The 25,614-nt window shown below is 57.8% G+C and carries 22 protein-coding genes and 2 riboswitches; of the genes, 11 read left to right on the top strand and 11 right to left on the bottom strand.

Annotation, left to right across the window (positions count from 1 at the left end; genetic code table 11):
- Positions 1 to 151: 151 nt before the first annotated feature.
- From ACOBR2_RS04535 to ACOBR2_RS04525, 3 genes are all read right to left on the bottom strand, one after another.
- Positions 152 to 1,357, bottom strand: a complete 1,206-nt coding sequence (locus ACOBR2_RS04535; RefSeq protein WP_420238869.1) for a glycosyltransferase — start codon at positions 1,355 to 1,357, stop codon at positions 152 to 154.
- Between the two features lie 174 nt (positions 1,358 to 1,531).
- Entirely contained in the window at positions 1,532 to 2,128 is a 597-nt protein-coding gene (locus tag ACOBR2_RS04530) for a TetR/AcrR family transcriptional regulator (RefSeq protein WP_420238868.1), read from the bottom strand.
- Positions 2,129 to 2,261: 133 nt separating this feature from the next.
- The gene (locus ACOBR2_RS04525; RefSeq protein WP_420238867.1) at positions 2,262 to 2,834 is read right to left on the bottom strand and encodes a UpxY family transcription antiterminator; all 573 of its coding nucleotides are present in this window, start codon (positions 2,832 to 2,834) and stop codon (positions 2,262 to 2,264) included.
- 79 nt (positions 2,835 to 2,913) lie between these two features.
- Between ACOBR2_RS04525 and ACOBR2_RS04520 the strand changes: the two genes are divergently transcribed.
- Positions 2,914 to 3,303 carry a hypothetical protein gene (locus ACOBR2_RS04520; RefSeq protein ID WP_420238866.1) on the top strand — a complete coding sequence of 130 codons (390 nt, stop codon included), beginning with the start codon at positions 2,914 to 2,916 and terminating at the stop codon, positions 3,301 to 3,303.
- Here ACOBR2_RS04520 and ACOBR2_RS04515 read toward each other — a convergent pair.
- Entirely contained in the window at positions 3,271 to 4,200 is a 930-nt protein-coding gene (locus ACOBR2_RS04515; protein WP_420238865.1) for a UDP-glucuronic acid decarboxylase family protein, read from the bottom strand. The genes ACOBR2_RS04520 and ACOBR2_RS04515 overlap by 33 nt on opposite strands.
- Before the next feature lie 73 nt (positions 4,201 to 4,273).
- Positions 4,274 to 5,686: a UDP-glucose dehydrogenase family protein gene (locus tag ACOBR2_RS04510; RefSeq protein WP_420238864.1), complete on the bottom strand. Its 1,413-nt coding sequence runs from the start codon at positions 5,684 to 5,686 to the stop codon at positions 4,274 to 4,276.
- A gap of 575 nt (positions 5,687 to 6,261) precedes the next feature.
- Here ACOBR2_RS04510 and efp point away from each other — a divergent pair.
- From efp to ACOBR2_RS04495, 3 genes are all read left to right on the top strand, one after another.
- Entirely contained in the window at positions 6,262 to 6,822 is a 561-nt protein-coding gene (gene efp / locus ACOBR2_RS04505) for an elongation factor P (protein WP_420238863.1), read from the top strand.
- A gap of 56 nt (positions 6,823 to 6,878) precedes the next feature.
- A complete protein-coding gene (locus ACOBR2_RS04500; RefSeq protein WP_420238862.1) occupies positions 6,879 to 7,169 on the top strand; it encodes a hypothetical protein in 291 nt (96 codons plus the stop codon).
- 95 nt (positions 7,170 to 7,264) lie between these two features.
- Positions 7,265 to 7,648, top strand: coding sequence for a hypothetical protein (locus ACOBR2_RS04495; RefSeq protein WP_420238861.1), 384 nt, complete (start codon positions 7,265 to 7,267; stop codon positions 7,646 to 7,648).
- Between the two features lie 81 nt (positions 7,649 to 7,729).
- Here ACOBR2_RS04495 and metE read toward each other — a convergent pair whose 3' ends face one another.
- Positions 7,730 to 10,024, bottom strand: a complete 2,295-nt coding sequence (gene metE, locus ACOBR2_RS04490) for a 5-methyltetrahydropteroyltriglutamate--homocysteine S-methyltransferase (protein WP_420238860.1) — start codon at positions 10,022 to 10,024, stop codon at positions 7,730 to 7,732.
- Between the two features lie 221 nt (positions 10,025 to 10,245).
- A riboswitch (cobalamin riboswitch) is annotated at positions 10,246 to 10,441 on the bottom strand.
- A 258-nt stretch (positions 10,442 to 10,699) separates the two neighbouring features.
- A riboswitch (cobalamin riboswitch) is annotated at positions 10,700 to 10,912 on the top strand.
- Between the two features lie 102 nt (positions 10,913 to 11,014).
- Between metE and ACOBR2_RS04485 the strand changes: the two genes are divergently transcribed.
- The 3 genes from ACOBR2_RS04485 (at position 11,015) to ACOBR2_RS04475 (ending at position 14,026) form a co-directional block, all read left to right on the top strand.
- Entirely contained in the window at positions 11,015 to 13,033 is a 2,019-nt protein-coding gene (locus tag ACOBR2_RS04485; RefSeq protein ID WP_420238859.1) for a ribonucleoside triphosphate reductase, read from the top strand.
- A 137-nt stretch (positions 13,034 to 13,170) separates the two neighbouring features.
- Entirely contained in the window at positions 13,171 to 13,347 is a 177-nt protein-coding gene (gene nrdD / locus ACOBR2_RS04480; protein WP_420238858.1) for an anaerobic ribonucleoside-triphosphate reductase, read from the top strand.
- The gene (locus ACOBR2_RS04475) at positions 13,328 to 14,026 is read left to right on the top strand and encodes an anaerobic ribonucleoside-triphosphate reductase activating protein (RefSeq protein WP_420238857.1); all 699 of its coding nucleotides are present in this window, start codon (positions 13,328 to 13,330) and stop codon (positions 14,024 to 14,026) included. The genes nrdD and ACOBR2_RS04475 overlap by 20 nt, the downstream gene beginning before the upstream one ends.
- Before the next feature lie 350 nt (positions 14,027 to 14,376).
- On the opposite strand, the gene serA is transcribed toward ACOBR2_RS04475, so the two are convergent.
- Together serA and ACOBR2_RS04465 are read right to left on the bottom strand one after the other, a co-directional pair.
- Positions 14,377 to 16,197: a phosphoglycerate dehydrogenase gene (gene serA, locus ACOBR2_RS04470; RefSeq protein WP_420238856.1), complete on the bottom strand. Its 1,821-nt coding sequence runs from the start codon at positions 16,195 to 16,197 to the stop codon at positions 14,377 to 14,379.
- A gap of 175 nt (positions 16,198 to 16,372) precedes the next feature.
- Positions 16,373 to 17,542 carry a pyridoxal-phosphate-dependent aminotransferase family protein gene (locus ACOBR2_RS04465; protein ID WP_420238855.1) on the bottom strand — a complete coding sequence of 390 codons (1,170 nt, stop codon included), beginning with the start codon at positions 17,540 to 17,542 and terminating at the stop codon, positions 16,373 to 16,375.
- Positions 17,543 to 17,760: 218 nt separating this feature from the next.
- On the opposite strand from ACOBR2_RS04465, the gene ACOBR2_RS04460 reads away from it, so the two are divergent.
- A complete protein-coding gene (locus tag ACOBR2_RS04460; RefSeq protein ID WP_420238854.1) occupies positions 17,761 to 18,243 on the top strand; it encodes a GatB/YqeY domain-containing protein in 483 nt (160 codons plus the stop codon).
- Positions 18,244 to 18,331: 88 nt separating this feature from the next.
- Here ACOBR2_RS04460 and ACOBR2_RS04455 read toward each other — a convergent pair whose 3' ends face one another.
- Positions 18,332 to 18,676 (bottom strand): STAS domain-containing protein, encoded by a 345-nt coding sequence (locus ACOBR2_RS04455; RefSeq protein ID WP_420238853.1) that lies wholly within the window; start codon positions 18,674 to 18,676, stop codon positions 18,332 to 18,334.
- 87 nt (positions 18,677 to 18,763) lie between these two features.
- Positions 18,764 to 19,192, bottom strand: a complete 429-nt coding sequence (locus ACOBR2_RS04450) for an ATP-binding protein (RefSeq protein ID WP_420238852.1) — start codon at positions 19,190 to 19,192, stop codon at positions 18,764 to 18,766.
- Between the two features lie 283 nt (positions 19,193 to 19,475).
- Between ACOBR2_RS04450 and ACOBR2_RS04445 the strand changes: the two genes are divergently transcribed.
- The gene (locus tag ACOBR2_RS04445; RefSeq protein WP_420238851.1) at positions 19,476 to 20,735 is read left to right on the top strand and encodes a magnesium transporter MgtE N-terminal domain-containing protein; all 1,260 of its coding nucleotides are present in this window, start codon (positions 19,476 to 19,478) and stop codon (positions 20,733 to 20,735) included.
- Between the two features lie 212 nt (positions 20,736 to 20,947).
- Positions 20,948 to 22,582: a nitronate monooxygenase gene (locus ACOBR2_RS04440; protein WP_420238850.1), complete on the top strand. Its 1,635-nt coding sequence runs from the start codon at positions 20,948 to 20,950 to the stop codon at positions 22,580 to 22,582.
- A 68-nt stretch (positions 22,583 to 22,650) separates the two neighbouring features.
- On the opposite strand, the gene ACOBR2_RS04435 is transcribed toward ACOBR2_RS04440, so the two are convergent.
- Entirely contained in the window at positions 22,651 to 24,723 is a 2,073-nt protein-coding gene (locus ACOBR2_RS04435; RefSeq protein ID WP_420238849.1) for a tetratricopeptide repeat protein, read from the bottom strand.
- 372 nt (positions 24,724 to 25,095) lie between these two features.
- Here ACOBR2_RS04435 and ACOBR2_RS04430 point away from each other — a divergent pair, with 372 nt between their 5' ends.
- A complete protein-coding gene (locus ACOBR2_RS04430) occupies positions 25,096 to 25,551 on the top strand; it encodes a GNAT family N-acetyltransferase (RefSeq protein ID WP_420238848.1) in 456 nt (151 codons plus the stop codon).
- The last annotated feature ends 63 nt before the right edge of the window (positions 25,552 to 25,614 follow it).

The raw sequence follows: 25,614 nt of genomic DNA, 5'->3' as shown, positions 1-25,614 counted from the left end.
TCCGCCTGGGATTCGTGAGGCATTTGCACTCCTAAGGTATAAACCAGCTTGATATGTTACTAAGTCAATCACACTATTTTTACGGTTGAATTCTTCTGCGCCAAACTTTCCTTGTGAATTTTATTCACCGTATGGCGCCCAGTGCGCTTCTTTAAGAATGGAGCGATACAACCAGGTTCTCCTGCTTCGATCTTCTGGCTTCGTAGGGAGAAAAAATATCATTGATGGCCACGGCAGCACGATTCATGGCATAGCGACGTTGAAAACAGGATCGTGCACCACTGGTCAGACGGGCGCGCTCAATCGCTGACATTTCTACCCAGCGGCGCAAAAGGCGGCGCGTACCATCGCTGGTATCCTCTTCCACTAACCCGACATGGTCCTGTTTGATGTCTGGCCAGATGTTGACCTGATTGCTGATCAACACGGGCTTGCCCACGGCCAGAGCCTCAACAACGGCAATGCCAAAATTCTCCTGATGTGAGGGCAGTGCCAAAGCCTCAGCGGCCTGCAGTGCGCCCCATTTGGCCGCGCCCCGAATCATCCCGGTAAAGTGCACACGATCCATAACTCCCATGCGGTCGGCCAGATGCTTGATGCGCAGTTGCATGTCGGCCTGATCCGGACCGGCCATTACCAAATCCAGTTCCGGATCCTGATCTGCTACCTGAGCAAAGGCATCCACCAACAAGTCGCATCCCTTTTTTTCATGCAGCCTGCCCAGAAACAACAAATAACGCCGATCACGAAGCCTGGGATGCAGACGGAAGAATTCCTCTTTTTGCGCCTCTTCGTCCTTCCACTGCAGGAGCGGATCATTGATGCCGTAGGGAACCACAACGGAAGACCACAAATTAGGACGGAAGCTTTGCTGCGCCAACCTGCTCTCTGTGTCCGTGGTGAAAAAGACAGCCAAAGCATCGCGCAGAACTATGTACTGCACGCCCCAGTAGAGCATCTTCTTCAAATGCTTGAGTGGATATTTATGATTGAACCAGGGATCAAGCGCACCATGCACGAATACCCCGTAAGGCCGCCTTCTGCGCCTGGCCATACGGTTCAGCGCCAGCCCCGGAAAGCTCCAGATTCCGTTCATCACTATGCCATCAAAACGCTCGATGTTTTCATCCATCCAGTGCCAGAGGCGCGGCGAGAAGGCATAACGCCCCAGATAGGACTGCCCCATGGCATGAATCGGGCAGGTGAAATTTTTCAGATAGCTTGCCTCGGGATCATCCAGGCAAACAATCTCTGTACTGGCGCCGATATTCGCATAGGCTGCAATCAGCTGCCGTACCGCTTCCGGCGGGCCGCCCCGGTCAGGATTCAATGTATCAATAACGTGAAGAATAAGCATATTTATCTAAACCACTTTTTCTTGCGCCATGAACGCTGGCCAAGATTGGAGTTATAGCGGTTCTCCAATTGCTGTACACCGAAGCCTCAGCAGCTGAGTGGATTTTTCCTCAAGAAAAAGCCACCCTGCACAGTCTCACAAGGGCTACACCTATTGGAGAACCGCTCTAGAGTATCAACCTGCGTTGTAGGCCTCATCCGTCTTGATTTCGCAGGCTTCGCACAGCGACTGAAACAACGCATCCGGGCCGGTGTCATCGCGCAAAAATAGCCGGTGCAATACGCCATGACTGAGCACGATGGAAACCTGTGCCAGCACCAGCGATTTGGCGCTACTGCAGTGTAGTTCGCCACGTTGCAGCCACGGATCCAGATAGCGAGTAATCAGCTCAACCGGTTCGCCCAGATACAGGCGTAACATCGCATCCATTTCCTCACCCAGTTCCAGAGAGCTGAACTGCAACAGGCGCAGCAGGTCCGGGCGCTGCAGGAGAGAAGAAGAAATCAGTTCGAAGACGCGCTGCAATGCCACCCTCGCATCGGGCGCATCGGCCAGCCGTCCCAACAGATCACCACGAAGTTTGATCTGCTGTAGTTCCGTGTCAAGAACAGCGATATACAGATCGCGTTTGCGCGGAAAATGGCGATAGATAGTTACTTCGTTTACGCTGGCTTCAGATGCAATATCGCGCGTACTTACGCCGTTATAGCCATAGCGGGAAAACAGCTTGGACGCCGCACTTAGAATCTGCGCCTCTGCTCCATTTTTCATTAATTTAGGTATCCTGCCCATACTGCACATTCCTGACTTTCGCCATCGGGACGACAGCGAAAAAAGATGCCGATTGCTCTTTGGCAATCACCGAACGCATATCTACTTTATTGTTCCAGATCATTGCCGCCCGTCAGGCCGTCAACAGCTCCAGATCTTCACTACCAACTTCCACCGAGATGCTGCGCATGATCTGCTGCAGAGTCAGAACAACGCGCCACTGCCCCTTGGGCCGCACCACAATGCCTTCCCACCCTGCCAATGCACCGCTACGGATTCTTACCCGCTGCCCTTCTGTCAGCACAGGATGCGGCTCCACCGCGTAGGACTGCATTCCAGAGCGCAACACTTCAATTGCTTCATCTGGCACCGCGGCCGGTTCACCCTTGATACCTGACACAACCGAAAGCGCGCCGGGAACCTGCAGCACACGCACCTTCTGGGTAGGTGGAATATGCACAAAAATATAACTTGGAAACAACGGCAATTCCAGTTGCACCCGGGATCCATCCTTCCATTTGCGCGCGGAGCGATACAGCGGCAGGAAGTGCTCAATCTGACGTTGCTCAAGAAAACGCGCCACGCTTTTTTCGTGTCGCGCAGTGGTGTAGAGCGCAAACCAACTGGCCGTGGAAGGCTCCGTCCACACACCTGCAATGCTTTGTGGGTCAGGTTTTGCTATCGAAGGATATTCGCTGTTAAGCATGGCTTCGCCATCCTCACTTGGGTGGGGCTTTTTCCACAGTGCGCTTTCAAAAAGAAGTTAAAAGTAGAGCAGGCCTGAAGTGCAGACCTTGAAAGCATCAAGTTATTTTTTGGAATCCATGTTTCTTGAATCACATATAGAAGCAAGCGGTTTCATTCAATCTACCAACGAGTACAAAACTATCTTCTACTTACGAAGTGATCTTACTATACCAGTAAAGAACCGGTTTCCATCAAAAAATGAGCGATTACATAATTTTTTCACTTTACTGCAGCTCCCAGGGAAAATCTGGCAGGCCCACAGTCACGAAAGCAACTCCATGCCTGCGCATCTTGTACTGGATCTTCCTGGTGGCCTGCCCCTGCTGTCTTTGAGTATGTTGCCCGTTTTCTCTTTCATGCACACTGCCGTGCGCAGTTGCTCCCTGCGCCCACACTCAGGAAAAACTGCGCTTGAAGAATTCCAGTGAACGTTCTAGCCCTTCGTGCAAAGGAATCTTCGGCTCCCATCCAAGCAGCGTGCGAGCCTTGGTAATCTCGGGCTGACGGCGCGTTGGATCGTCCTGCGGCAACTCTGCAAAAATCAGTTTGCTCTTCGAGCTAGTCACATCCAACACGGCCTGGGCGCACTCCAGAATGGTGAACTCATCGGGATTGCCGATGTTGACCGGCATATGCTCATTACTGGCCGCCAAACGCACAATACCATCGATCAGATCATCCACATAGCAGAAGCTGCGCGTCTGCTGCCCATCGCCGTAGATGGTCAGTGGCTCACCCTTGAGCGCCTGCATCATGAAGTTAGAGATGACGCGACCATCGCTCGGATGCAGACGCGGCCCATAGGTGTTGAAGATGCGCACCAGGTGCGTATTCACGCCACGCATGCGGTGATAAGCCATGGTGAGCGCCTCGCTGAAGCGCTTGGCCTCATCGTAGACCGAGCGCGGCCCCACCGGATTCACATTGCCCCAGTAGTCTTCCGTCTGCGGATGCACAGCCGGATCGCCATAGCACTCCGAAGTGGAAGCATGCAGAAATCCCGCCTTGTACTTCTCGGCAATCGCCAGCATGTTACCCGTGCCGATGGACCCTACCTGCAGGGTCTCAATGGCCAAACGCAGATACTCGGGAGGACTGGCTGGGGAAGCCATGTTGTAGACATAATCGACCGGCCCCGAATCAAAGGGCTGGCAAATGTCGTGTTCTAAAAAGCGAAAGCGCGGCTCGGTGGCCAGATGCGCAAGATTCGCCGGATCTCCGGTGGAAAGATTGTCCACACCAATCACGCTATGGCCATCGGCCAGTAATCGATCCGTCAGATGAGAACCCAAAAAACCAGCAGCACCCGCAACAAGGATATCCATCAATTCAATTTCCTAAGTTCAAAACCAAAGCAACAGGCTGGGCAAAAAAATACCAGCCTGCTGCCCGTGGAATTTACAGCGACAAGACTCTGGGTTTGCCCTGCTGTCCCTGATAGACAGCAGGCCGCCCCACGCTCACATAAGTAAAGCCACTTTCCGCCATTTTTTCCGGCGTATACAGATTGCGGCCATCAATAATGATCGGGAAACGCATGGCGCGGTTCAGCCGCGTCAGGTCGATCCCGGCAAACTCCTTCCAGTCGGTCAGAATCAGCACCGCATCCGCATCCTGCGCCGCATCGTAAAGATTGTCTACGTAGCGCAACTTATCGGAAGCTGGCAGCACGGACTGAGCACGTTCGGCGGCAGCCGGATCATAGGCTGTCACCACGGCACCTGCATCAATCAGCATTTTGACGACGGCAATGGCAGGAGATTCACGAATGTCATCGGTATCTCCCTTGAAAGCCAGTCCGAGCGCCGCCAGACGCTTACCGCGCAGCGTCCACAAGGCCGAAAGCACCTTGTTGAAGAAGATCTCCTTCTGCGTCTCGTTGATCTTGCGCACCTCTTCCAGCAACTGGAAGTTGATGCCGCGCTGCTGCGCCACCCAGTGAAAAGCCGCCACATCCTTGGGGAAGCAGGAGCCACCATAGCCAAGGCCGGCGTGCAGAAACTTGGGTCCAATGCGGCTATCCAGACCTACCCCCCGGGCAATGTCTTCGATGTTGGCGTCCACGCTTTCAGCCAGATTGGCAACCGCGTTAATAAAGCTGATCTTAAGTGCCAGAAAAGCATTCGAAGCATGCTTGATGATCTCGGCACTTTGCGCTGAAGTCACCAGCAGCGCGGGCGGAGCGTCCGTGCTGCAGCAACCGGCCAGCGCATCCGCCTGCTGGTAATAGCTGCCTGAGGTCAGTGGCGCATAGATGCGGCGCAACAGTTCGGCCGCAGCCTCGCTGCCCGCACCCACTACGATGCGGTCCGGATGCAGAAAATCGATGACAGCCGTTCCCTCCCGCAGGAATTCGGGGTTGGAAACCACATCAAAGTTCTGCGCGGCTACACCGTGCCGATAGAGCACGCGACGAATCCACTCATTGGTGTAAACGGGAACCGTGCTTTTTTCTACAATCACTTTATAGCCGGAGACGGAGCGGGCAATCTCACTGACCACAGCCTCAACGTACGACATATCGGCTGCACCGCTGTCTCCCTGGGGAGTGCCCACGGCAATAAAAACCGCCTCGCTTTTTTCAACTGCAGCGGACAGGTCTCCGGTGAACTCAATGTTGCCGCGATGGCGAACCATCAGCTCTGGCAGATGCTCTTCATAGATGGGAACGCCACCCTCCTGCAGGGTTTTTACCCGGCGCTCGTCATTATCAACGCAGGTAACCTTGTGCCCCATCTCGGCAAAGCAAACCGCAACGACGAGTCCAACGTAACCGGACCCGATTACACAGATAGAAACTGAATTTGACATCGACTGGCTCTGTCTCCTGGCTGCCAAGGCAGCTTGAGGCGGCGCTTCATAGGCAAACGCCACTCGGGGGAGTGAGAAATACAGTATGGGAAGTGAAAATCTACGCCCCGGATATAGGCTGTATTTATCACAAAATACGAGGTTTATATAAATAAACCCCGAACCGGGCCTTCGGTTCGGTCAGCCTTGCCTTGCCAGCTGGTTTGCCGGCGTACTCCTATGTCAGATCCGTTTCAGACCCCACACAGGCTGGCCAAACTTCACGCTTTCAATATACTACGGATCTATCTTTTCAATTTGATTAGATTCAGGTTTACGTCTTACCGTTGCCTGGAAAGCAATTCCCGGGGCAAATCCTTGTTTCCGGCCCCGTGCTTCCGGCCCTGAGCTACAATAACAGATGGGCTGAAGCAAAATCCGGAAAGATCGCCCCCAGAGAATTCGTGCAGGGTTGACCCTCCCTATTGGTCACGGCAACTGTGGGCTACTGGCCTGCGGATACAGCATCCCGGATTTTGCGTTAAGGCCGAAATTTTTCGCGTTCCGCACGCAACCCAGCAAGGAGTTCCTCTCTTATGGCGATTCCCGCCACGCAACTGCGCCCCGGTATGATCATCAAGCACAACGATGGCCTGCACCTTGTCTTCAAGGTCGAGCATCGTACCCCGGGCAACCTCCGCGCCTTCATCCAGGCCAAACTGCGCAACCTCAAGTCGGGCGCCATGTTTGAGCACCGCTTTCGCTCGGCCGACTCCATCGAAAAGGTTGTCGTGGATGAAGTGAGCATGGAGTTCCTTTACAACGACGGCGACGACTACTACTTCATGAACCCCGAAGACTTTGAGCAGACCGTGCTCAAGACCGACACGCTCGGAGATACCGTCGATTACCTGACGCCGAATCTGCAGATCAAGGTCAGCTACCACGACGGCACGGCCGTAGGCATTGACCTGCCCACCTTCGTCGAGCTGACGGTTATTGAGACCGAGCCGGGCCTGAAGTCGGCCACCGCTTCGTCGGTCACCAAGCCGGCCAAGATGGAAACCGGCCTGATGGTCCAGGTTCCGCCCTTCATCAACGAAGGCGAAAAGATCCGCGTCGACACCAGCGAAGGCACCTACATGAGCCGCGCGTAAACTCCAGCACAATCAAATTCGCGTTATGATCATGGTCCAGGAAGGGTTCCTGGACCATGAATCGTCTGGACTTCCAAAATCTGTCCAATCTGCGCCTTCGCGAAGCCAAAACCCTGTTGGAGCAGGGACTTGACGACGGCGCATACTATCTGGCCGGCTACGCAGTCGAATGTGCCCTAAAAGCCTGCATCGCCCGACAGACTCAAGAACACGACTTCCCTGACAAAAAACTTGTTGTGGATAATCACACTCATAAACTGAACGATCTGCTGAGGCTCGCACAGTTGAGCGACATACTTGCAGCCGATCCGGCAATGAGGATCATTTGGGACATCTTGAGAAACTAGTCGGAAGAAGGACGATACCGGATCGAAAAAACCGACCAGGAAGCTTCTGAACTACTAAGGGCTATTGAGGATCAGACCGGAGGAGGGTTTCTCCCATGGGTACGGAAACACTGGTAAGTTTCGACATTGAAAATGGCAGCAATGTCATTGATGCCCTGGACAAGGCAGGCAGAGAGCCGAATGTAGCGCTATGGGCAAAATTGCCAGACTATGAAGACTGGCGCTTGATTCTGGCCTCCGAGCATCTCGACCAATCCTCTCAATTTACTGGTTACACACAGATTCACGAGGCACTGGATAAAGCAGAAATTCCCATTCACAGACAACCCCCGATCTTCATGCGCCCCATGAAGAGTCTCATGATTGAGGAATTGCGCCGTTTTTTAGGTTCCGCAAAAGATGTATATGGCATGCGCCTGGGTGGCCAGACCTTTGGCGACAGATATATTGAGGAAGCCTTCGTCTATCGCATCCGCTGATACAGACGAAGATCAGCGCTTCTCCAACAGAAACAGCCACCGCAAGCTCGCGGTGGCTGTTCTGTTTTGTAGCGGGTGCGTTTACCGCGGCATGCAGGCCAGTGCGTCGCGCACACCCTCTGCCGTCTGCACCATGGCTTCCAGCGCGGAGCGTACCTCCGGCCAGCCACGCGTCTTCAGGCCGCAGTCGGGATTGACCCATAGCTGCTCTGGATTGAGTACCTCCAGCGCCCGACGCAACAGCGTGGCAATCTCCTCCCGGCTGGGAATACGCGGCGAGTGAATATCGTAGACGCCGGGGCCGATCTCGTTGGGATAGCGCACCCGCGTGAATGCATCCAGCAGCTCCATGCGCGAACGAGAGCACTCAATCGAGATCACGTCGGCATCCATGCGCACAATGGCCTCAATGATGTCATTGAACTCCGAATAGCACATGTGGGTATGGATCTGCGTGGCGTCAGCGACTCCGGCAGAGGCCAGCCGGAAGGCATCGACGCTCCAGAGCAGATACTCCGCCCAGTCGGCGCGGCGCAGCGGCAGACCTTCGCGAATGGCCGGCTCATCGATCTGAATGGCGCGAATGCCAGCTGTTTCCAGATCGGCAACTTCATCGCGAATCGCCAGAGCGATCTGCTGGCAGGTGACGGAGCGCGGCTGATCGTCGCGCACAAACGACCACTGCAGAATCGTGACCGGCCCAGTGAGCATGCCCTTGACGGGCTTTGCGGTGAGCGACTGCGCGTACTTTGCCCAACGCACCGTCATTGCCCGCGGACGCGAGACATCGCCAAAGATGATCGGCGGCTTGACGCAGCGCGAACCGTAGCTCTGTACCCATCCATTCTGGCTGAAGACGAAGCCATCAAGCTGCTCGCCGAAGTACTCAACCATGTCGTTGCGCTCGAACTCGCCATGCACCAGCATGTCCAGCCCAACCTCTTCCTGAAAACCGATGCAGCGCTCCGTCTCGGCCTGCAGAAAGGCATCGTAGCTCTGGATGTCGATCTTGCCCTTGCGGAACTCGGCGCGCATTTTGCGCACTTCCGCCGTCTGCGGAAACGAGCCAATCGTAGTGGTGGGCAGCAAAGGCAAACGCAGCGTCTTCTGCTGCACTTCACGCCGCCGCGCATGGCTACTGGTGCGCTCCAGCTGCACCGGCGTAACCGCGGCAAGGCGCTCGGCCACCTGGGGTTGATGAATGCGCGTGGACTGACGGCGCGCTTCCATCAGACGCGCATTCTCGGTCAGTTCAGTCTCAACCTCTATGCCCCCCTCCAGCGCGCGACTCAGCAGGGCTACTTCCTCCAGCTTCTGGCGGGCAAAGGCCATCCAGCCACGCACCTCGGCATCCAGCGCCGTCTCGGTGGCCAAATCGACGGGCGTATGCAGCAGCGAGCAGGAAGGCGCAATCTGCACACGCTCCTTGCCGAGCACCAATGTGGCCTTGGCCGCAATGCGCAACGCCTGGCAAACATCAGTGCGCCACACGTTGCGTCCGTCCACCAGACCAAGCGAGAGCACCAGCGCCTCAGGAGCCTTGGCCAGCACCGCATCCAGTTGCTCCGGCGCGCGCACCAAGTCCACATGCAGGCCAGCGGTACCCAGCGATAGCGCCAGATCAAGATTCTCTTGTAGCGCTCCAAAGTAGGTGGTCAGCATAAACTTCGGCAACGCAAAAGCACAGTTCAGCTCCGCGTAAGCTTCGCGATACATGCTCTGTGCCGCCTCGTCCAGATCCAGACAGAGGCAGGGCTCGTCGATCTGCACCCAACCTGCGCCTGCCGCCGCCAGCCGTCCCAGCAGATCACGATAGATGGGCAGAATCTGCTTAAGCACAAAGGCGCGGGTGACGCTGGAGTTGGTCGGCTTGCCCAGCAGTACAAACGAAACCGGCCCCAGCAGAACCGGACGCGTCTCAATGCCCTGCTCGCGCGCTTCCACGTACTCGTCCACCACCTTGCTGGAACGCAGAGAATAATGATGACCGGGCTCGAACTCCGGCACCACATAGTGGTAGTTCGTATCGAACCATTTGGTCATCTCCAGAGCAGGAGCGTCCTGTGCACCACGCGCCATGGCAAAGTAGGTGGCCAAGCTCACCTGCTCGTCGGGGCTAGAAAAACGCCGCGGAACCGCGCCCACCGTCGCCACCATGTCGAGCACCTGATCGTACAGGGAAAAGTCGTTGCTCGGCGGCACGGCAATGCCCGCTTCCACCTGCATACGCCAGTGCCGGTTGCGCAGTTGACGCGCCACCTGCAGTAGTTCTGCTTCGCTGCTTTTTCCGCCCCAGAAGCTCTCCAGCGCAAACTTCAACTCACGCTGACTGCCCATGCGGGGGAAACCGAGATTGCTCGCAATCGCCAAACTCATCCTTATCTCCTCTAAACAATGGGCACACACACCGAAGCGCTGGCTGCAGAGACGCATCCCTGCCGCCATGGCCAACGTGTTGAAAGCTCCCGCACGGGCCGGAAAAGATACAACTCTCCCTCAGGCTTCTACGGTCTTCCAAAAACGTGAAGTCACAAATGTAGCGGTTGAAAAACCGCAACACCCGGCCCTCCCCTCGGAGGCGTGTGCATGTTCTGTCCGTTCTGGACAGGCTCTACGGCAGGTCTTCGGACTCGCAGGCTACCTAGTGGCTCCAGCTTCCCAGTCCATGGCTGGACCAGTGCTTCTTTCGGAGCGTTCGTTCCTGCTTACCGCTGCGGGGCAGTTCCGGATTTTCACCGGATTCCCTTTTAAGCCCGGTCGCAGAAACCGGGCACCATAAAGTAGCCTCACTATAGAGCAGAGGCTTGGCCAAGGTCAACGCAAAGCCGACGCCAGCACCGGGGAAATTCGACACAATCCCTCCACAAGGACGCTGCCTGGTGGTGATTTTCCCTCCTCCCACAGCGTTTCACCCCGTGGGACTGACGCTCCTGTGGAGGTCTTTCTTTTACACAGCGATGAACCCCGGCAAAGTCCCGTTTCTGCACTGCATGCGATTCTTTTCCACCACTTCCACGCCCATAAATGCTTGACGCACTTCCGTAATAGAGCTACATTGGGCAGTGTTACGTCTCCCAAGCAACACAAGATGTTGGGCCAAGAGGGAAGTTGGTGCGTTCTGACCGAACCACTCCAACGCTGTGCCCGCAACTGAAAGCGAAGAGCCGCTCTCCGCTCATACCACTGCCCCTCAGTGGAGTGGGAAGGCTGGATTGCCGCTGCGACTCGCATGCCGGGAGGCTTGCCGTATTCAGATTTACGTCCTCGGACGGGGTGTACCAGAGGGTTGCTTGCCTGGGCTGCGTTTTACGCGCCCGTTTTTTGCAGTACCCTCCTCCACATCGCCGTCTGCGGGAAAGGAACCCAATGTCCGCCCTCACTACACTTCCTCCGCGCTCCGTCGTCAAGCGCTCTGGCGCAACCGCCGACTTTGACGCTGCCAAGATCCATTCCGCCATTGAGCGGGCCGGCAAGGCTAGCGGCGCATTTGACCCGGCCGAGGCCGAACTGCTATCCATTCAGGCCATCAAGGTCATCTCCCACCGCTTCCACGATCGCGCTCCGCACATTGAGCAGATTCAGGACGTGGTTGAGCAGGTACTGATCTCGGCCAATCACTTTGCCACCGCCCGCGCCTATATTGTCTACCGCGAGCAGCGTTCGCGCCTGCGCAACGACCAGCGCACCATGGTGGACGTGGCCTCGTCGATCAACGAGTACCTGGACCGCGCCGACTGGCGTGTGAACGCCAACGCCAACCAGGGCTACTCACTGGGCGGTCTGATTCTGAACGTCAGCGGCAAGGTGGTAGCCAACTACTGGCTCTCCCACGTCTATCCGCATGAAATTGGCCGCGCTCACCGCGAAGGCGACGTGCACATCCACGACCTGGACATGCTGGCCGGCTACTGTGCCGGATGGTCGCTGCGCACCCTGCTGCTGGAGGGCCTGAACGGCGTTCCCGGCAAGGTGGAAGCGGGTCCGCCCAAGCACCTGTCCAGCGCCGTTGGTCAGATCGTCAACTTTCTGGGCACACTGCAGAACGAGTGGGCCGGTGCGCAGGCGTTTTCCAGCTTTGACACCTACATGGCGCCGTTCATCCGCAAGGACAACCTGCCCTACAGCGAAGTGCGCCAGTGCATTCAGGAACTGGTGTACAACCTGAACGTGCCCTCGCGCTGGGGCACGCAGACGCCCTTCACCAATTTGACCTTTGACTGGACCTGCCCGGAAGACTTGTGCGCGCAGCAGCCCGTCATTGGCGGCAAGACCATGCCCTTCACCTACGGCGATCTGCAGGTGGAAATGGACATGATCAACCGCGCCTACATTGACGTGATGACCTCGGGCGATGCGATGGGCCGCGTCTTCACCTTCCCCATCCCCACCTACAACATCACGCCCGACTTCCCGTGGGAGAGCGAAAACGCCACACTGCTCTTTGAGATGACGGCCAAGTACGGCCTGCCCTACTTCCAGAACTTCCTGAACTCCGAGTTGAAACCCAACATGGTTCGTTCCATGTGCTGCCGTCTGCAGCTTGATTTGACCGAGCTGCTCAAGCGCGGCAACGGCCTCTTCGGCTCCGCTGAGCAGACCGGTTCAGTGGGCGTGGTCACCATCAACTGTGCGCGTCTCGGCTATCTGCATCGCGGCGACGAAGCTGCGCTGCTGGCCCGCCTGGACGAGCTGCTGGAAATCTCCCGTACCAGCCTGGAGATCAAGCGCAAGGTGATTCAGCGCCACATGGACAACGGCCTGTTCCCCTACACCAAGCGCTATCTGGGCTCGCTGCGCAACTTCTTCTCCACCGTCGGCGTAAACGGCATCAACGAAATGGTGCGCAACTTCAGCAACGACGCTGACGACATCACCACCGAAGCCGGACGTGCCCTCGCCGTGCGCTTCCTTGACCATGTGCGTGCGCGCATCATCAAGTTCCAGGAAGAGACCGGCCACATGTACAACCTGGAAGCCACGCCCGCCGAAGGCACCACCTACCGCTTCGCCCGCGAAGACAAAAAGCGCTTCCCGGATATTCTGCAGGCAGGCAGCAAGGAAGAGCCTTACTACACCAACAGCAGTCAGTTGCCGGTGGGTTACACCGACGACGCCTTCGAGGCGCTGGCCATGCAGGAAGAGCTGCAGACCAAGTACACCGGCGGCACAGTGCTGCATTTGTACATGGGTGAGCGCGTGAGCACGGCCGAAGCCTGCAAGAAGCTGGTGCGCCGTTCGCTCGAAAGCTTCCGCCTGCCCTACATCACTATTACGCCAACCTTCTCCATCTGCCCCAAGCATGGTTATCTGGCAGGCGAGCACCAGTTCTGCCCCAAGTGCGACGCTGACCTGGTCGCCCGCAAGCAGGCTGAAGCACAGGCGTAGGACGGAAAGTTTTTTGCCGTAGATTGGGTGCCCCAGCTCCTGCTTTTGGGAGCTGGGAAAACACAAATACTGCCGGACTGTGCCATGCTGCAAGGCTCCAGTCCGCACCACAAGAAATTCCCCAACGGAGGAAAGATATGTCGACCATGACCATCGAAGAACCGACGACGATTCAGCTCAAGGACGAAGAGCGCCAGGCCTGCGAAGTCTGGACCCGCGTGATGGGCTACTTCCGCCCCGTGGCCAGCTTCAACCGCGGCAAGCAGGGCGAATACCACGAGCGGACGTGCTTTGTTGAAACCAAGTGCTGCTGAACTGCGCATAGCTGGACTCACGCGGCTGTCGACGGTCGACTGGCCGGGTGAGTTGGCTGCCACCATCTTCTGTCAGGGCTGTGCATGGGATTGCGTCTATTGCCACAATCCCAACCTGCAGCCCGCGACGGCCCCCGGCCTGATCGAATGGCAGAGCATCGCGGAGTTCCTCTCCACGCGCTGCGGCCTGCTCGATGCCGTCGTCTTTACCGGCGGCGAAGCCACCCTGCAACCTGCTCTGGCGGCAGCCATGGAAGAAGTCTGCGCCATGGGCTTCAAGGTAGGCCTGCACACCGCTGGCATGCACCCGGAACGCTTTCGCGAAGTGCTGCCGTTGGTGGACTGGGTCGGCTTCGACGTGAAGGCTCCCTTCGATCAATACGAACGCACCACCGGCGTAGCGGAGAGCGGCCAACGCGCCCGCGCCAGCCTGCTCCATCTGCTGGCCAGCAACACCGCCCACGAAGTGCGCACCACGCTACACACCGGCCTGCTCCCGCTCGAAGAAATGCTCTCGCTTAAAAAGGAATTGCTCTCGCTGGGCGTACGCAACTACGCTGTGCAGGGCTTCCGCAGCGAAGGCACACGCAACGACCGGCTTTCCGTGCTGAACAACGCGCCAGCCTATACGCTGCCCGCAGACTTCGGCACCGGCTTCAAGCACTTCGTTCTGCGATGAAAAACAGCTGTCAGCTTTGACTCTGCTCTCGAGCCTTGCCCTTAAGCCGTATCGATAATTCGTTTTTCACCCCAGAGGGGTGAAGCGAAAATAGCCCCGGGTGGATCCTGAATCTGAGCGTATGCGAAGAGAAAGGAGGAACCCGGGGTTTGCTGTCTCAGAGAGACGGCAAACCCCGGCGGGGCGCTGTGAAATCCTGCGAGAAACAGAAAGAACCACCGCTGGTTGGCGGTGGTTCTTTCCCTGTCGAGTTCGGCAGAACCCCACAAGTTTTTTGTTCGCTCCTGCAAACACGCTGCAAGCTACACAAACAAGCTGAAAGCTGGTTAAACGGCTGAAAGCTGGTCTTCCTACTCCGCCAGCCGAACCAGCCGCGCCTCGTAGAGCGCATCGATCTGCGTCAGAGCGTCGAGCGCAACGTCGCTGACCGGCGCATCCACCTGCACCACGGCCAGCGCCTTCACCGGCTTCACGCCCGTGCGTTCGCGGCCCAGGGCAAAGCTGGCAATGTTCACGCCGTGCTCACCCAGTGTGGTTCCAATCTTGCCAATCACACCGGGCACATCCTGATTGCGGCAGACCAGCAGATTGCCTTCGAGGGGAATCTCAATGTCAATGCCATCGAGTTCCAGCAAACGCGGCTGGCGCTGATGAATTACCGTGCCGGTAGCATGGCTGCGGCCCGCAGGCGTATGCAGCACAACGCCAAGTGTAGTGGCCGCGCCGCGATGGCTGTCTTCCTTCTCCTCGTGCACGCGAATGCCGCGCGCCGTCGCCACGCTCGATGCATTGATGCGGTTCACCTGCTCCACACCATCCAGCAGACTGGCCAGTACGGCATTGCGCACCAACTCAATCTTGGCGTCGCGTAACTTGCCGCTGTACACAATGTCGATGGCCTCGATGTTGGCCTTGCCCGCCTGCGCCAGAAACGCACCCATGCGGCTGGCCAGCTCGATGTAAGGCGCCAGCACCGTGTACTCTTCATGCGAAAGCGAAGGCATGTTCACGGCATTCTGCACCACGCCATCCTTCAGGTAATCGCGCACCTGGCTGGCAATCTGAATGCCTACGGCCTCCTGCGCTTCCGCCGTCGATCCGGCAATGTGCGGGGTAAGAATCACATTGTCGAGCGCAAAGAACGGCGAATCCTTCGGTGGCTCTTCCACAAAAACATCGAGCGCCGCACCACCGACCTGACCACTCTTCAAGGCCTCGGCCAGCGCGGCTTCTTCAATCAGTTCGCCACGCGCACAGTTGATGATGCGCACGCCCTTTTTCATCTTGGCAATCGACTTGGCATTGACCACGCCATGCGTCTGCGGCGTAAGGCCCACATGCAGCGTCAGGTAATCCGCCTGCGCAAATAACTCCTCAACCGAAACAAGAGAGATATTATTTTCGCGGGCTACGGCCGCCGACACAAACGGATCGCAGCCGACAATCTCCATGCCAAAGACGCGGGCGCGATGCGCAACCTCAAGACCGATGCGGCCCAGACCCAGAATGCCCAGTGTTTTGCCGCGCAGCTCCGAGCCCTGCAGGTTCTTCTTCTCCCACAGGCCCGCATGCATGGTGCTGTTGGCCGCAGGAATCTTGCGCGCCAGACCAATCATCATGCCCAGCGTCAGCTCGGCCACGGCAATCGCGTTGCCGCCCGGCGTATTCATCACCACAATGCCGCGCTTGGTTGCCGCCTCGGCGTCAATGTTGTCCACGCCCACACCGGCGCGGCCAATCACGCGCAGTTTGGGCGCGCTGGCTAGCAGTGCCGCGTCCACCTGCACCGCCGAGCGGACCACCAGCGCATCGGCATCGGCCAAAGCCGCCGCCAGTCCACCGGTGAGTTGATCGTGCGTCAGGACCTCCCACTCCGGTTCAGCGGCAAAAACAGCCCGTGTCGCCGGAGATACCTTCTCCGCAAGTACGATCTTCATTTTTTCTCCCTTGACCTTGTTTCCAACGGTCTCGAAAGCTTCGAAACGGATGCCTTCCTGCTCGCATAAAAGATCGAACATGCGCACCACTGCGGCGTGAGGCTTGCCCTCGCCCCGCTCGTACTTGGTCAGCGAGTTGGCGTGAACGCCCAGGCGCTCCGCCATCTGGTATTGATACAGGTCGAGCTGCTTGCGTGCGATCAGCAGCTTCTCGCCAAAAGTAAGTTCGCCCATGGAAGACTTCTCAAGGTCAATGTGTTCAGGTTAGGTTTCGGCCCACGGGGAAGTGCGGACCAGGGATTGCGATGTTAGCGCGCCAGCTACGTTAGCAGGTCAGCAAGTCAGCGCCGTCAGCGGGGCAGCGATAAGCGCAAAGCTGACTTGCTGACTCGCCGACTTGCTCGTGCTTCTACTGATTCGCCTCAGACACAAAGACCTTCTGCGCCGCAGCCACGGCCGAGCCGTACTCCACCGGAAGATGCAGCGTGTCCTTGGCGATGTGCTCCATTGCGCCCAGCAGGGCCACGGTGTCCAGATAGTCAAAGAAGCCCAGATGCGCCACGCGGAAGATCTTGCCCTTCATCGAGCCCTGACCATTGGCACTGATCGCACGAAAGCGCGTCTTGAGCGCCTTGACCACATCGCTCGAATCGCAGCCTTCCGGCACGGCAACGGCAGTGGCCGCAGCCGACGGCGCGTCGGGAGAAAACAACCTGAAGCCAAGCGCCACCAAACCAGCGCGCGTCGCCTTGGCATTCACCTGTGCGTTGTGGATCAGCGCGTCGCGGCCCTTGGCCAAATCGCCATCGCCCTGACCGGCAATGTAATCAAAAGCCGCGCCCATGGCGGCAATAATTGCCACCGCCGGCGTGTAGGCGGTTTCGCCCTTGGCCTGATTCTTGCGCTCCTTGCGCAGGTCAAAATAAAAGCGCGGATTCTTCGAGGTCTCCATCGCCTTCCACGCCCGCTCGCTCACGCTCAGGTACGCCAGGCCCGGAGGAATCATCAGCGACTTCTGCGAGCCGCCAATCAGCACGTCCACGCCCCAGCCGTCCACGTCGATCTTCTGCGTGCCCAGACCAGTGATGCCATCCACAATCAGCAGCGTCTCAGTACCCTTCAGCAGCTTGGCAATGCCTTCAATGTCGTGGCTCACCGCCGTCGAGGTCTCGCTGGCCTGCACAAAAACGGCCTTGTGCTCAGGCTTGAGTGCGGCCTTCACTTCGTCCAGCGTGAAGGTCTGGCCGTAGGGCTTTTCCAGCACGTCGGCCACGCAGCCAAAGGCCTTCACCAGCTCCACCCAGCGCTCGCCGAACTTACCGGCCGTCAGCACCAGAACCCGATCACCGGGCGAGGTCAGATTGGTGACCGAAGCCTCCATGGCGCCCGTGCCCGAGCTCGACAAAATCAACACGTCGTTCTCAGTGCCCACAAAAATCTTGGCCTGCTTCAGAACCTTCTCAAACAGGGCGCGGAATTCGGGGGTGCGATGGTGAATGTCAGCAGCAGCCATGGCAAACTGCGCCGCAGGCAGCAGCGGCGTTGGACCGGGCGTAAACAAGCGCGTTTTGCGAATCATGCGTTTCCTCTTTTAGTGAAAGATGCGTGAATGGGGTGCGACCGATGGTGCAGGAACCACTCTTCCAACCAGGGAGAGCGGCTTGAATCGCCACCCACAGAATACACAAGAATGTTGATTATGTGGTTTTTATTTTTCCTCGCTGCCAAGCCCCTTCCCCCGGCTTTCGTTTGCTCCGGGCTTCGACAACCGCCTACAATCACATCTGGAGACAAACAATGAGCGATGCAGGCGAACTGGAAGCGGTCATTACAAAAGAGATGATTACGGCCATGAAGGCCAGGGATGCGGAGCGCACCCAGACATTGCGCCTGATCAAGACAGCGCTCAAGAGCAAGTCCATTGACAAGCGCCAGCCGCTGACCCAGGCCGAGGGCGAACAGACGCTGGCCAGCATGATCAAGCAGCGCCGCGACTCGATCGACCAGTTCACCAAGGGCAACCGTCTGGATCTTGCCTCCAAGGAAGCCGCTGAAATCGTGGTGATTGAAGAGTTTCTGCCCAAGCCGATGGACGAAGCCGCGCTCACCGCGCTGGTGGCCGAGGCCGTCGCCGAGGTTGAGGCTCAGGCCGGCCACAAACCCACCGCCAAAGAGATGGGCGTGGTAATGAAGGCCGTGCAGGCCATGCTGGCCGCCAAGGGCGCCCGCGCCGAAGGCCGCACCGTCAGCGAATTGGTCAAAAAGGCGTTGGTTGGGTAGGTTATTGCAATCAAACAGCGTTTTTATCTGTAGCTGAGAACTAAAAAAGCCATCCCCTCAGGGATGGCTTTTTTTAGCAGCAAGCGTTCTACCGAAAGGAAGCGATTGCCTTGGCTTCGTCATCGTAGGTTTCAAAGACGGTGTAGAGCTTGGTGAGCTGCAGCAGGTCGTGGACCTTCTGGGTAAGCTTGAGCAGCTTGAGGGTGGCATCCTGATTCTTGGAAGAGGTAAAGGCACTGACCAGTTCGCCTAGGCCCGAGCTGTCAATGTAGTTGACTTCGCCCAGGTTCAGCAGAATGGCCTTCTGGCCCTTGCTGATCAGGTCGCGCACAGCGTCACGCAATTGCACGCTGCCTTCCCCCAGAGTGATGCGTCCACTGAGGTCGAGAACGGTTACGCCGTCCACTTCACGGGAAGCAATCGAGAGAGCCATAAAGAATTCTCCTTGAGATAATGACGTTGGTTAAGCTTGAAAGGCGGTTGAGCAAAAGACCGCAGCGGGATTGATTGCAGCGCTACTTCAGGAAGCTGCCTGACCGTCGTTCAGATGCTTGACCATGGTCAATTCTGTTCCGGGATGCAGTTGACGAAAGTGTACCTCATCCATGAAGGAGCGGATCAGGAAGATACCGCGCCCGGTTCCGCGGAGCAGATTTTCAGGGGCCAGCGGATCGGGCAATGTTTCAGGATCCAGTCCCCTGCCCTGGTCGGCAATAACAATGATCAGTGCTGTACCGTTGTTTTCGAGCGAGACGTTAAGAGCGCGATCAGGATCGTATTCATTGCCGTGCAGCACGGCATTCACGGTGGCTTCGCGCACAGCCATGGCAATGTGAAACAGATCGTCTTCGCAGAATCCTGCGTCGCTGGCCAGCCGGCTGGCGGCGGCTTCCACCTGATCGACGCTCTGCATGGTCGAGCTGAGCCGGAAACTCTGTCGTCCTGTCATCGGGGTGCTCCCGTTGTGTGACGTTCCACCTTGCCCGGGAGATCGCCTGTCCGATGCGCCCCCTGTGCTCTCTGGCAGTGTTCAGCGCCAGAGGCTCCCCTGTCAAGTCTCTCGAAGAGGGCTGTCGCCTTCCTACCGCGTAAAGTGTGCTAGGGCGAGGCAGAGAGAGGCTTTTCCCGCATGTATGGATGAAGAAGCAAGGCGGGAAGAGTACACTGCCCCAAGAGCACCTTTCGCCACCGATTTTTACCGCAATTTTCTTTGCAGGAGAGCAAGACCAATCATGCAGACGCGCGCCACCGCCCGGGTAAGTTTGACCGCCCTTTTGGGCACTCCGGTCACCGACGCACACGGCCAACTACGCGGCCGCCTGAAGGATATTGCCGTGGCCACCGGACCCGATGCCGGCAAGGTGGCTGGACTGGTGCTGAAGACCCGCGCCGGTCTGATGCTGGTGCCCTCGCAGGAAGTCATGGAGACGCCCGCCGGAACGCTTGAGCTGCGCTCCTCCGAAGCGCTAGTGCCACTCGGTGAGCATCAGGGCAGCTTTCTTTATCTGCAACAGGATCTGGTCGACCGGCAGATCATCGATCTGCATGGACGCAAGGTCGTGCGCGTCAATGATGTTGACCTGGAGTGGATGGGCCAGGGCGCAGCCCATCTGTTGCGCGTGGCCGAGGTGGAAGTGGGTCTGCGCGGAGCCTTCCGCCGCGTCTTCAAGGGGCTGATTCCCCGCGCCATGCTGGAAAAAACCTCTCGCCGCTTCAAGCCAAGCGGCATTCCCTGGCACTTTGTGGATGTGATCGAGGTTGATCCGGCCCGCCGTGTGAAGTTGCGCATTGAGTTCGAGCGGCTCTCTGAGATTCACCCCTCCGATCTGGCCGACATTCTTGAGGATCTGGCTCCCGCCGAGCGCGAGGCCGTCTTTTCCTCCCTGGACGAGGAGGTTGCAGCCGAAGCTCTTGAAGAGGTTGAGCCCCGGCTGCAGAAAGCCCTGCTCGAAAAGCTCGACGAAGAAAAGATCGCCGACATTGTCGAAGAGATGGACCCGGGCGCGGCCGCCGATCTGCTGGCCGAGCTGACCGAAGAGCAATCCGACGCCATTCTCGAAGAGATGGAACCCGAGGAGCGGCAAGAGGTTGAGGATCTGCTTGAATTCGACGAGGATTCCGCCGCTGGCTGCATGACCACCGACTTCATCGCGCTGGGCCTGGACGCTACCGTCAGCCACGCCGTAGAAGCGCTGCGCAGCTTTGATGGCGATCCCGAGGCCGTTACCGAGATCTACCTGCTGGACAGCAAGCAGGTGTTGCGCGGCACCATTCCGCTGGCACGGCTGATCATGGCCCAGCCCGAAACGCGACTATGCGTGCTGACTGAAGCCCGCGTGCTCAGTTGCCTGGCCGACCTGCACCAGAAGGATCTGGCCGAGTTTTTCGACAAGTACAACCTGCATGCGCTGCCGGTGGTGGACGCACAGAGCCGCATGGTAGGTGTGGTGCAGGCCGATCAGGTGATTGGCTACTTGCGTGAGCGGCTGTAAACCTAGAAGATTCAATAAAATAGCAAGTAGATCTGGGGAATTTCCGGCTTAGCGACAGTGTGTGCCGAAAGATGAGCCTTTATTTCTTCGCCAAGGGTTGAATTTCACATCTTTTTTTCGTATCTGAATGCGGGATGAAAAGGTGGACCTTTAGTGTCATTTTGGCGCAGGAATATAGTTGTGAACCCCCTGGAATATGAAAGAATTTAGCCATGATGGATCTGCCCAAGCTCGAGCTCCCCAAGCTCGAACTCCCCGATTTCGAATTGCCCGACTTCAAGCTGCCGAAGCTCGAGCTGCCTGACTTCGAACTGCCCGACTTCGAGCTGCCCAAGATGAGTATGCCCAAGGTGAATCTGGCGCGCTTTGAGCTGCCCAGAATCATTCAGGGCGGCATGGGTGTTGGTGTTTCGAACTGGCGACTGGCGCAGGCGGTCAGCAAGGTGGGCCAGCTGGGTGTAGTCAGCGGCACGGCGCTCGACACGCTGTTTGTCCGCCGTCTGGTGGATGGCGACAAGGGCGGCCACATGCGCCGCGCTATCGACGCATTTCCTTTTCAGGAGATGGCCCGGCGCATCTGGAACGACTACTTTGTGCCCGGCGGCAAGCCGACCAATATGCCCTACCCGGTGCTGCCCATGGAGCAGGCCAAGCAGCCGCGCAAGCTGGCTGAACTGCTGATGGTGTCCAACTTCGCCGAAGTATTTTTGGCCCGCGAAGGCCACAAGAATCCAGTGGGCATCAACTTCCTGGAGAAGGTGCAGATGCCGCACATGGCCTCGATCTACGGCGCCATGCTGGCCGGCGTAGGCTACGTGCTGATGGGCGCGGGCATTCCGCTGCACATTCCCGGCGTGCTGGATGCTCTGGCGGCCGAACAGCCCACCAGCTACAAGCTCAGCGTGGCCGGTGCAACCGGCGACGTGTTCATGCACTTCAATCCCTCGGACTTTACCGAAGACAAGCTGCCCAAGCTTGAGCGGCCGCGTTTTCTGGCCATCGTCAGCAGCAATACGCTGGCCACCACCATGCTGCGCCGCGCCAGTGGCAAGGTTGACGGCTTGGTGTACGAGAGCCCCATCGCCGGCGGCCACAACGCGCCGCCACGCGGCAAGCTGCAGGTGAATGAAGCGGGCGAGCCTATCTACGGTGAGCGCGACCGCATCAACATCGAAGAACTCACCAAGCTGGGTGTACCCTTCTGGCTGGCGGGCGGCTACGGCAGCCCAAGCAAGGTGCGCGAGGCCATTGAGCAGGGCGCAACCGGTGTGCAGGTAGGCTCGGTCTTTTCGCTGACGGAGGAATCTGGCCTGCGCGAAGACCTGAAGGCTGAACTACTGCGGCAAGCGCGTGAGAACCGTGGCCACATCTATACCGATCGTCTGGCTTCACCCACCGGCTTTCCGTTCAAGGTTGCGGTGCTGGAAGGAACAGGCTCGCAGCTGCCTATCTACCAGGAGCGCAAGCGGGTTTGCGATCTGGGCTATCTGCGGGAAGCATACGCCGACGGCGAAGAGCGCATCGGCTATCGCTGCGCCGCTGAGCCGGTGGCAAACTATGTGGCCAAGGGCGGCAAGGCAGAAGACTGCGAGGGCCGCAAGTGCCTGTGCAACGCACTGCTGGCCAACGTTGGTTATGCGCAGCCCCGCAAGGACGGCAGCGTGGAACCTGCTCTGGTGACCGCGGGCGATGATCTGAATTCCGCCATGGAATTCATGGTTGCGGGCCGTGAAGGCTATACCGCTGCCGATGTTGTGGATCATCTGCTCAGCCGCGTACGCGATAATCAGACGGCCAGTGAGCCGGAGAGCTTTGGCGCTCCGGGCATGAATCCAGCCTTCGCATAAATTCAAAGGCAAAAGAAACGGCGCGGATCGAAATCCGCGCCGTTTTTCTTTGCCCTTTACCAACGGACTTACTGCAATCTTGTTTTTGCAGTAGCCGCCAGCGTTTCCAGCTCTGCCTGCACCTCTGCCACCACGGCAGCCCAATCGCCCGGAGTCTTCTGGCGGAAAAGGCGCATGGTGGGATACCACGGGCTGCTGCTGCGCCCGAGCAGCCAGCGCCAATCCGCAGCCTGCGGCAGCATGGTCCATACCGGACGGCCCAACGCTCCAGCCAGATGCGCCACCATCGTATCCACGCTGATCACCAGATCCAACTGTTCGATCAGTGCGGCGGTTGTATCCAGATCCTGCATGAACGCGGTGCAATCCTGCATGGAGGCGGCAGCGGCGCTCCGCGGTTGCGCCTCTTTGTCCATCTGCAACGAGACAAAGTGCACATGCTTGACGCCCAGCAACGGAGCCAGATCATCCAGCACAATGGAGCGCAGCGCGTTGGTCGCATTCTTGTTGCTGCCTGCCCAGCAAAGCCCGACGCGCAAACCACTGCCGGTCCACGGGAACTCTTGTGCCTGCTCCCGCGCATGCGCCGTCGGCTGCAAGTACGGCGGCGCGGGAAGATTTTCGAGCGTGATTCCGAAACAACCAGGAAGACTCATCAGCGGGCAGTGCAGGTCGAACTCCGGCAGCCTGCTGCCGGGAACCGTCACAGCCACCAGCCGTGGCAACGCAGCGGCCAATGCTATCATGCGTTCCGGCACGTCCAGAATCACCTGCCCACCCGCCTGCTGCACGAGCGGCACAAAACGCAAAAACTGAAGCGTATCGCCCAGCCCCTGCTCATGGTGCAACAGAATTCTTTTGCCGGCCAGCGGCTGGCCGCTCCACAGCGGACGATCGAAGCTGCGCGGCGCTGACCTGCGATGCCAACGCGCCTCATAATTCTTCCAGCCAGCCTGGTACTCGCCTGTAATCAGCTGCAGCAAAGCCAGATTCCAGCGCGCCTCTGCATAATTGGGGTGCAGGCGCAAAGATTTTTCAAACAGCTCGCGCGCCTCAACAATAGCCCGCCGGTTCCAGTACATCAGGCCAAGGTTATTATAGGCCTCGTAAAAATCCGGCTTAATGTCAATGGCCTTGCGCAAACTGAGGCACGCTTTATCGATGCTGCCCTCGCGATCCAGAATCACGCCCAGCGTATTGAAGGTCTCGGCACTCATGCTGTTCGTCGCGGGCAGACTGCCTAAAGTCTCTTTGGCATCATCCAGTTTTCCCTGCTCAACCAGCACATTGGCCAGTCCAACCATGGCACGTTCACTGCCGGGCTGAAGCGCCAGCACATGGCGAAACTGCGCGGCAGCCTCGTCGTAAGCTCCGGCATAGCGCAACGCCATACCCAACTGGGCCAGCGTCTCCACATGATTGGGATCGCAGCCAAGCGCGGCACGATGCGCCTCTACAGCCTCGGCGGCATGCCCGTTTTCACGCAGCAAAACGCCCATCGGATTCAAGGCTTCACGCAATCCAGGCTCTATGCGAACCGCACTGCGAAAGCAGACCAATGCCTCATCGGTCTTGCCCTCACGCTGCAGATAGCCTCCCAGATTGCACATCACCTTGACGTTGCGCGGATCAATCTGGAGCGCCTTCTGAAAGCAGTTGATGGCAGCTTCTGGTTTGTTCAGGGCCAGCAGTGCACAGCCCAGGCTGTTGTAGCCCGCGCTCAGCCGCGGATGGCGACGCAAAAGCTGCTGCAAAACGCTGGCCGCCTCCACCGCGCGTTCCTGCCGCAACAGCAGATTGCCAAGGTTCAGATACGTATCCGGATCCTCCGGATTCATATGCAGGGCGTGACGATATTTTTCTTCCGCTGTGCGCGTTTTTCCGCAAGCCTCCAGCACCAGACCCAAATGACCGTAATATCTGGCCACATGGCCGTTGCGCTGAATGGCGCGCAAAATCTTCTTTTCGGCCTTCTCGTATTCGCCGCTCTGATAGTCCGCGACTCCGGCCAGATGCAATACATCGGGCAGATCCCCGTGACGGGCCATCAAATTTGCATAAATCGCCTTTGCCGCAGGCAACTGACCACTCTTGTGCAAGAGCAATGCCTCAGCAAGCCTGGATTGGATTTCATTTTGCAAAATGAAATAAGTCTCCTTGCGATCATGCCCCCTGAAGCTCATTCGCTACAGCTTTCCAGCAGGGATTTCTCCATGCGCTCTCAGGTAGCCACAAACAAACCGACATGCAATACCATCTACTACACGTAACAAGCCATCTTTGCCGTAAACAGCTCAGCAGATTCTTATAGAGCGGTCCTCCAACAGGCCCTAGCCCTTTGTAGATCGTGCTGAGTGGCATCTAGAGCAAAATCAGGAAAGGTAGCCCCAGAAAAATCGTGCAAGGTTGCCGTTCCCTAATGGTCACGGCAACTTTGGACCTGTGGCTTGCGGGTACAGCATCCCTGATTTTGCTAGTCGATTTTTTCTGTCCGTTTTTCATACAATCAAGGCATGGACACAGCGCACTCCGCAACAACACAATTCCTCTGGAAGTCCGCGCTCGACGCAATTGACTGGAAAGAGTTGGAAGCTCTGTACCGGGCAGCTTCTTTGGGCTCCAAAAGTGCGGAGACACTGCGCACCGCCTTTAGCAACAGCACCTATCGCCTGTTTGTCTACGATGGAGCACGGCTGGTGGGCGCGGGCCGCGCTCTGGCCGATGGAGCCGACTGCTCCTACCTCTGTGATGTGGCGTTACTACCCGACTATCAGGGCAAGGGATTGGGCAAACAGCTCGTCGAGCGGCTCGTCGAGCTCTCCCGCGGCCATCGCAAGATCCTTCTCTACTCCGTGCGCGGCAAAGAAGCTTTCTATCACAAGCTCGGCTTCCGCAAAATGACCACGGCCATGGCCATCTTTCAAAATCAGGAAGAACAGATTGCCGAGGGCTACCTCGAAGAACTGTGACGATTGCCCGCTTATACAAAGAAAAAGCCGATCCCCTCGGGGATCGGCTTTTCACTACTCTTG

The organism is Telmatobacter bradus, assembly GCF_048629425.1.
GTDB classification, from domain to species: Bacteria; Acidobacteriota; Terriglobia; order Terriglobales; family Acidobacteriaceae; genus Telmatobacter; species Telmatobacter bradus.
Note: the sequence above shows the minus strand (reverse complement) of the source record. Positions and strands in the feature narration are given on the sequence as shown.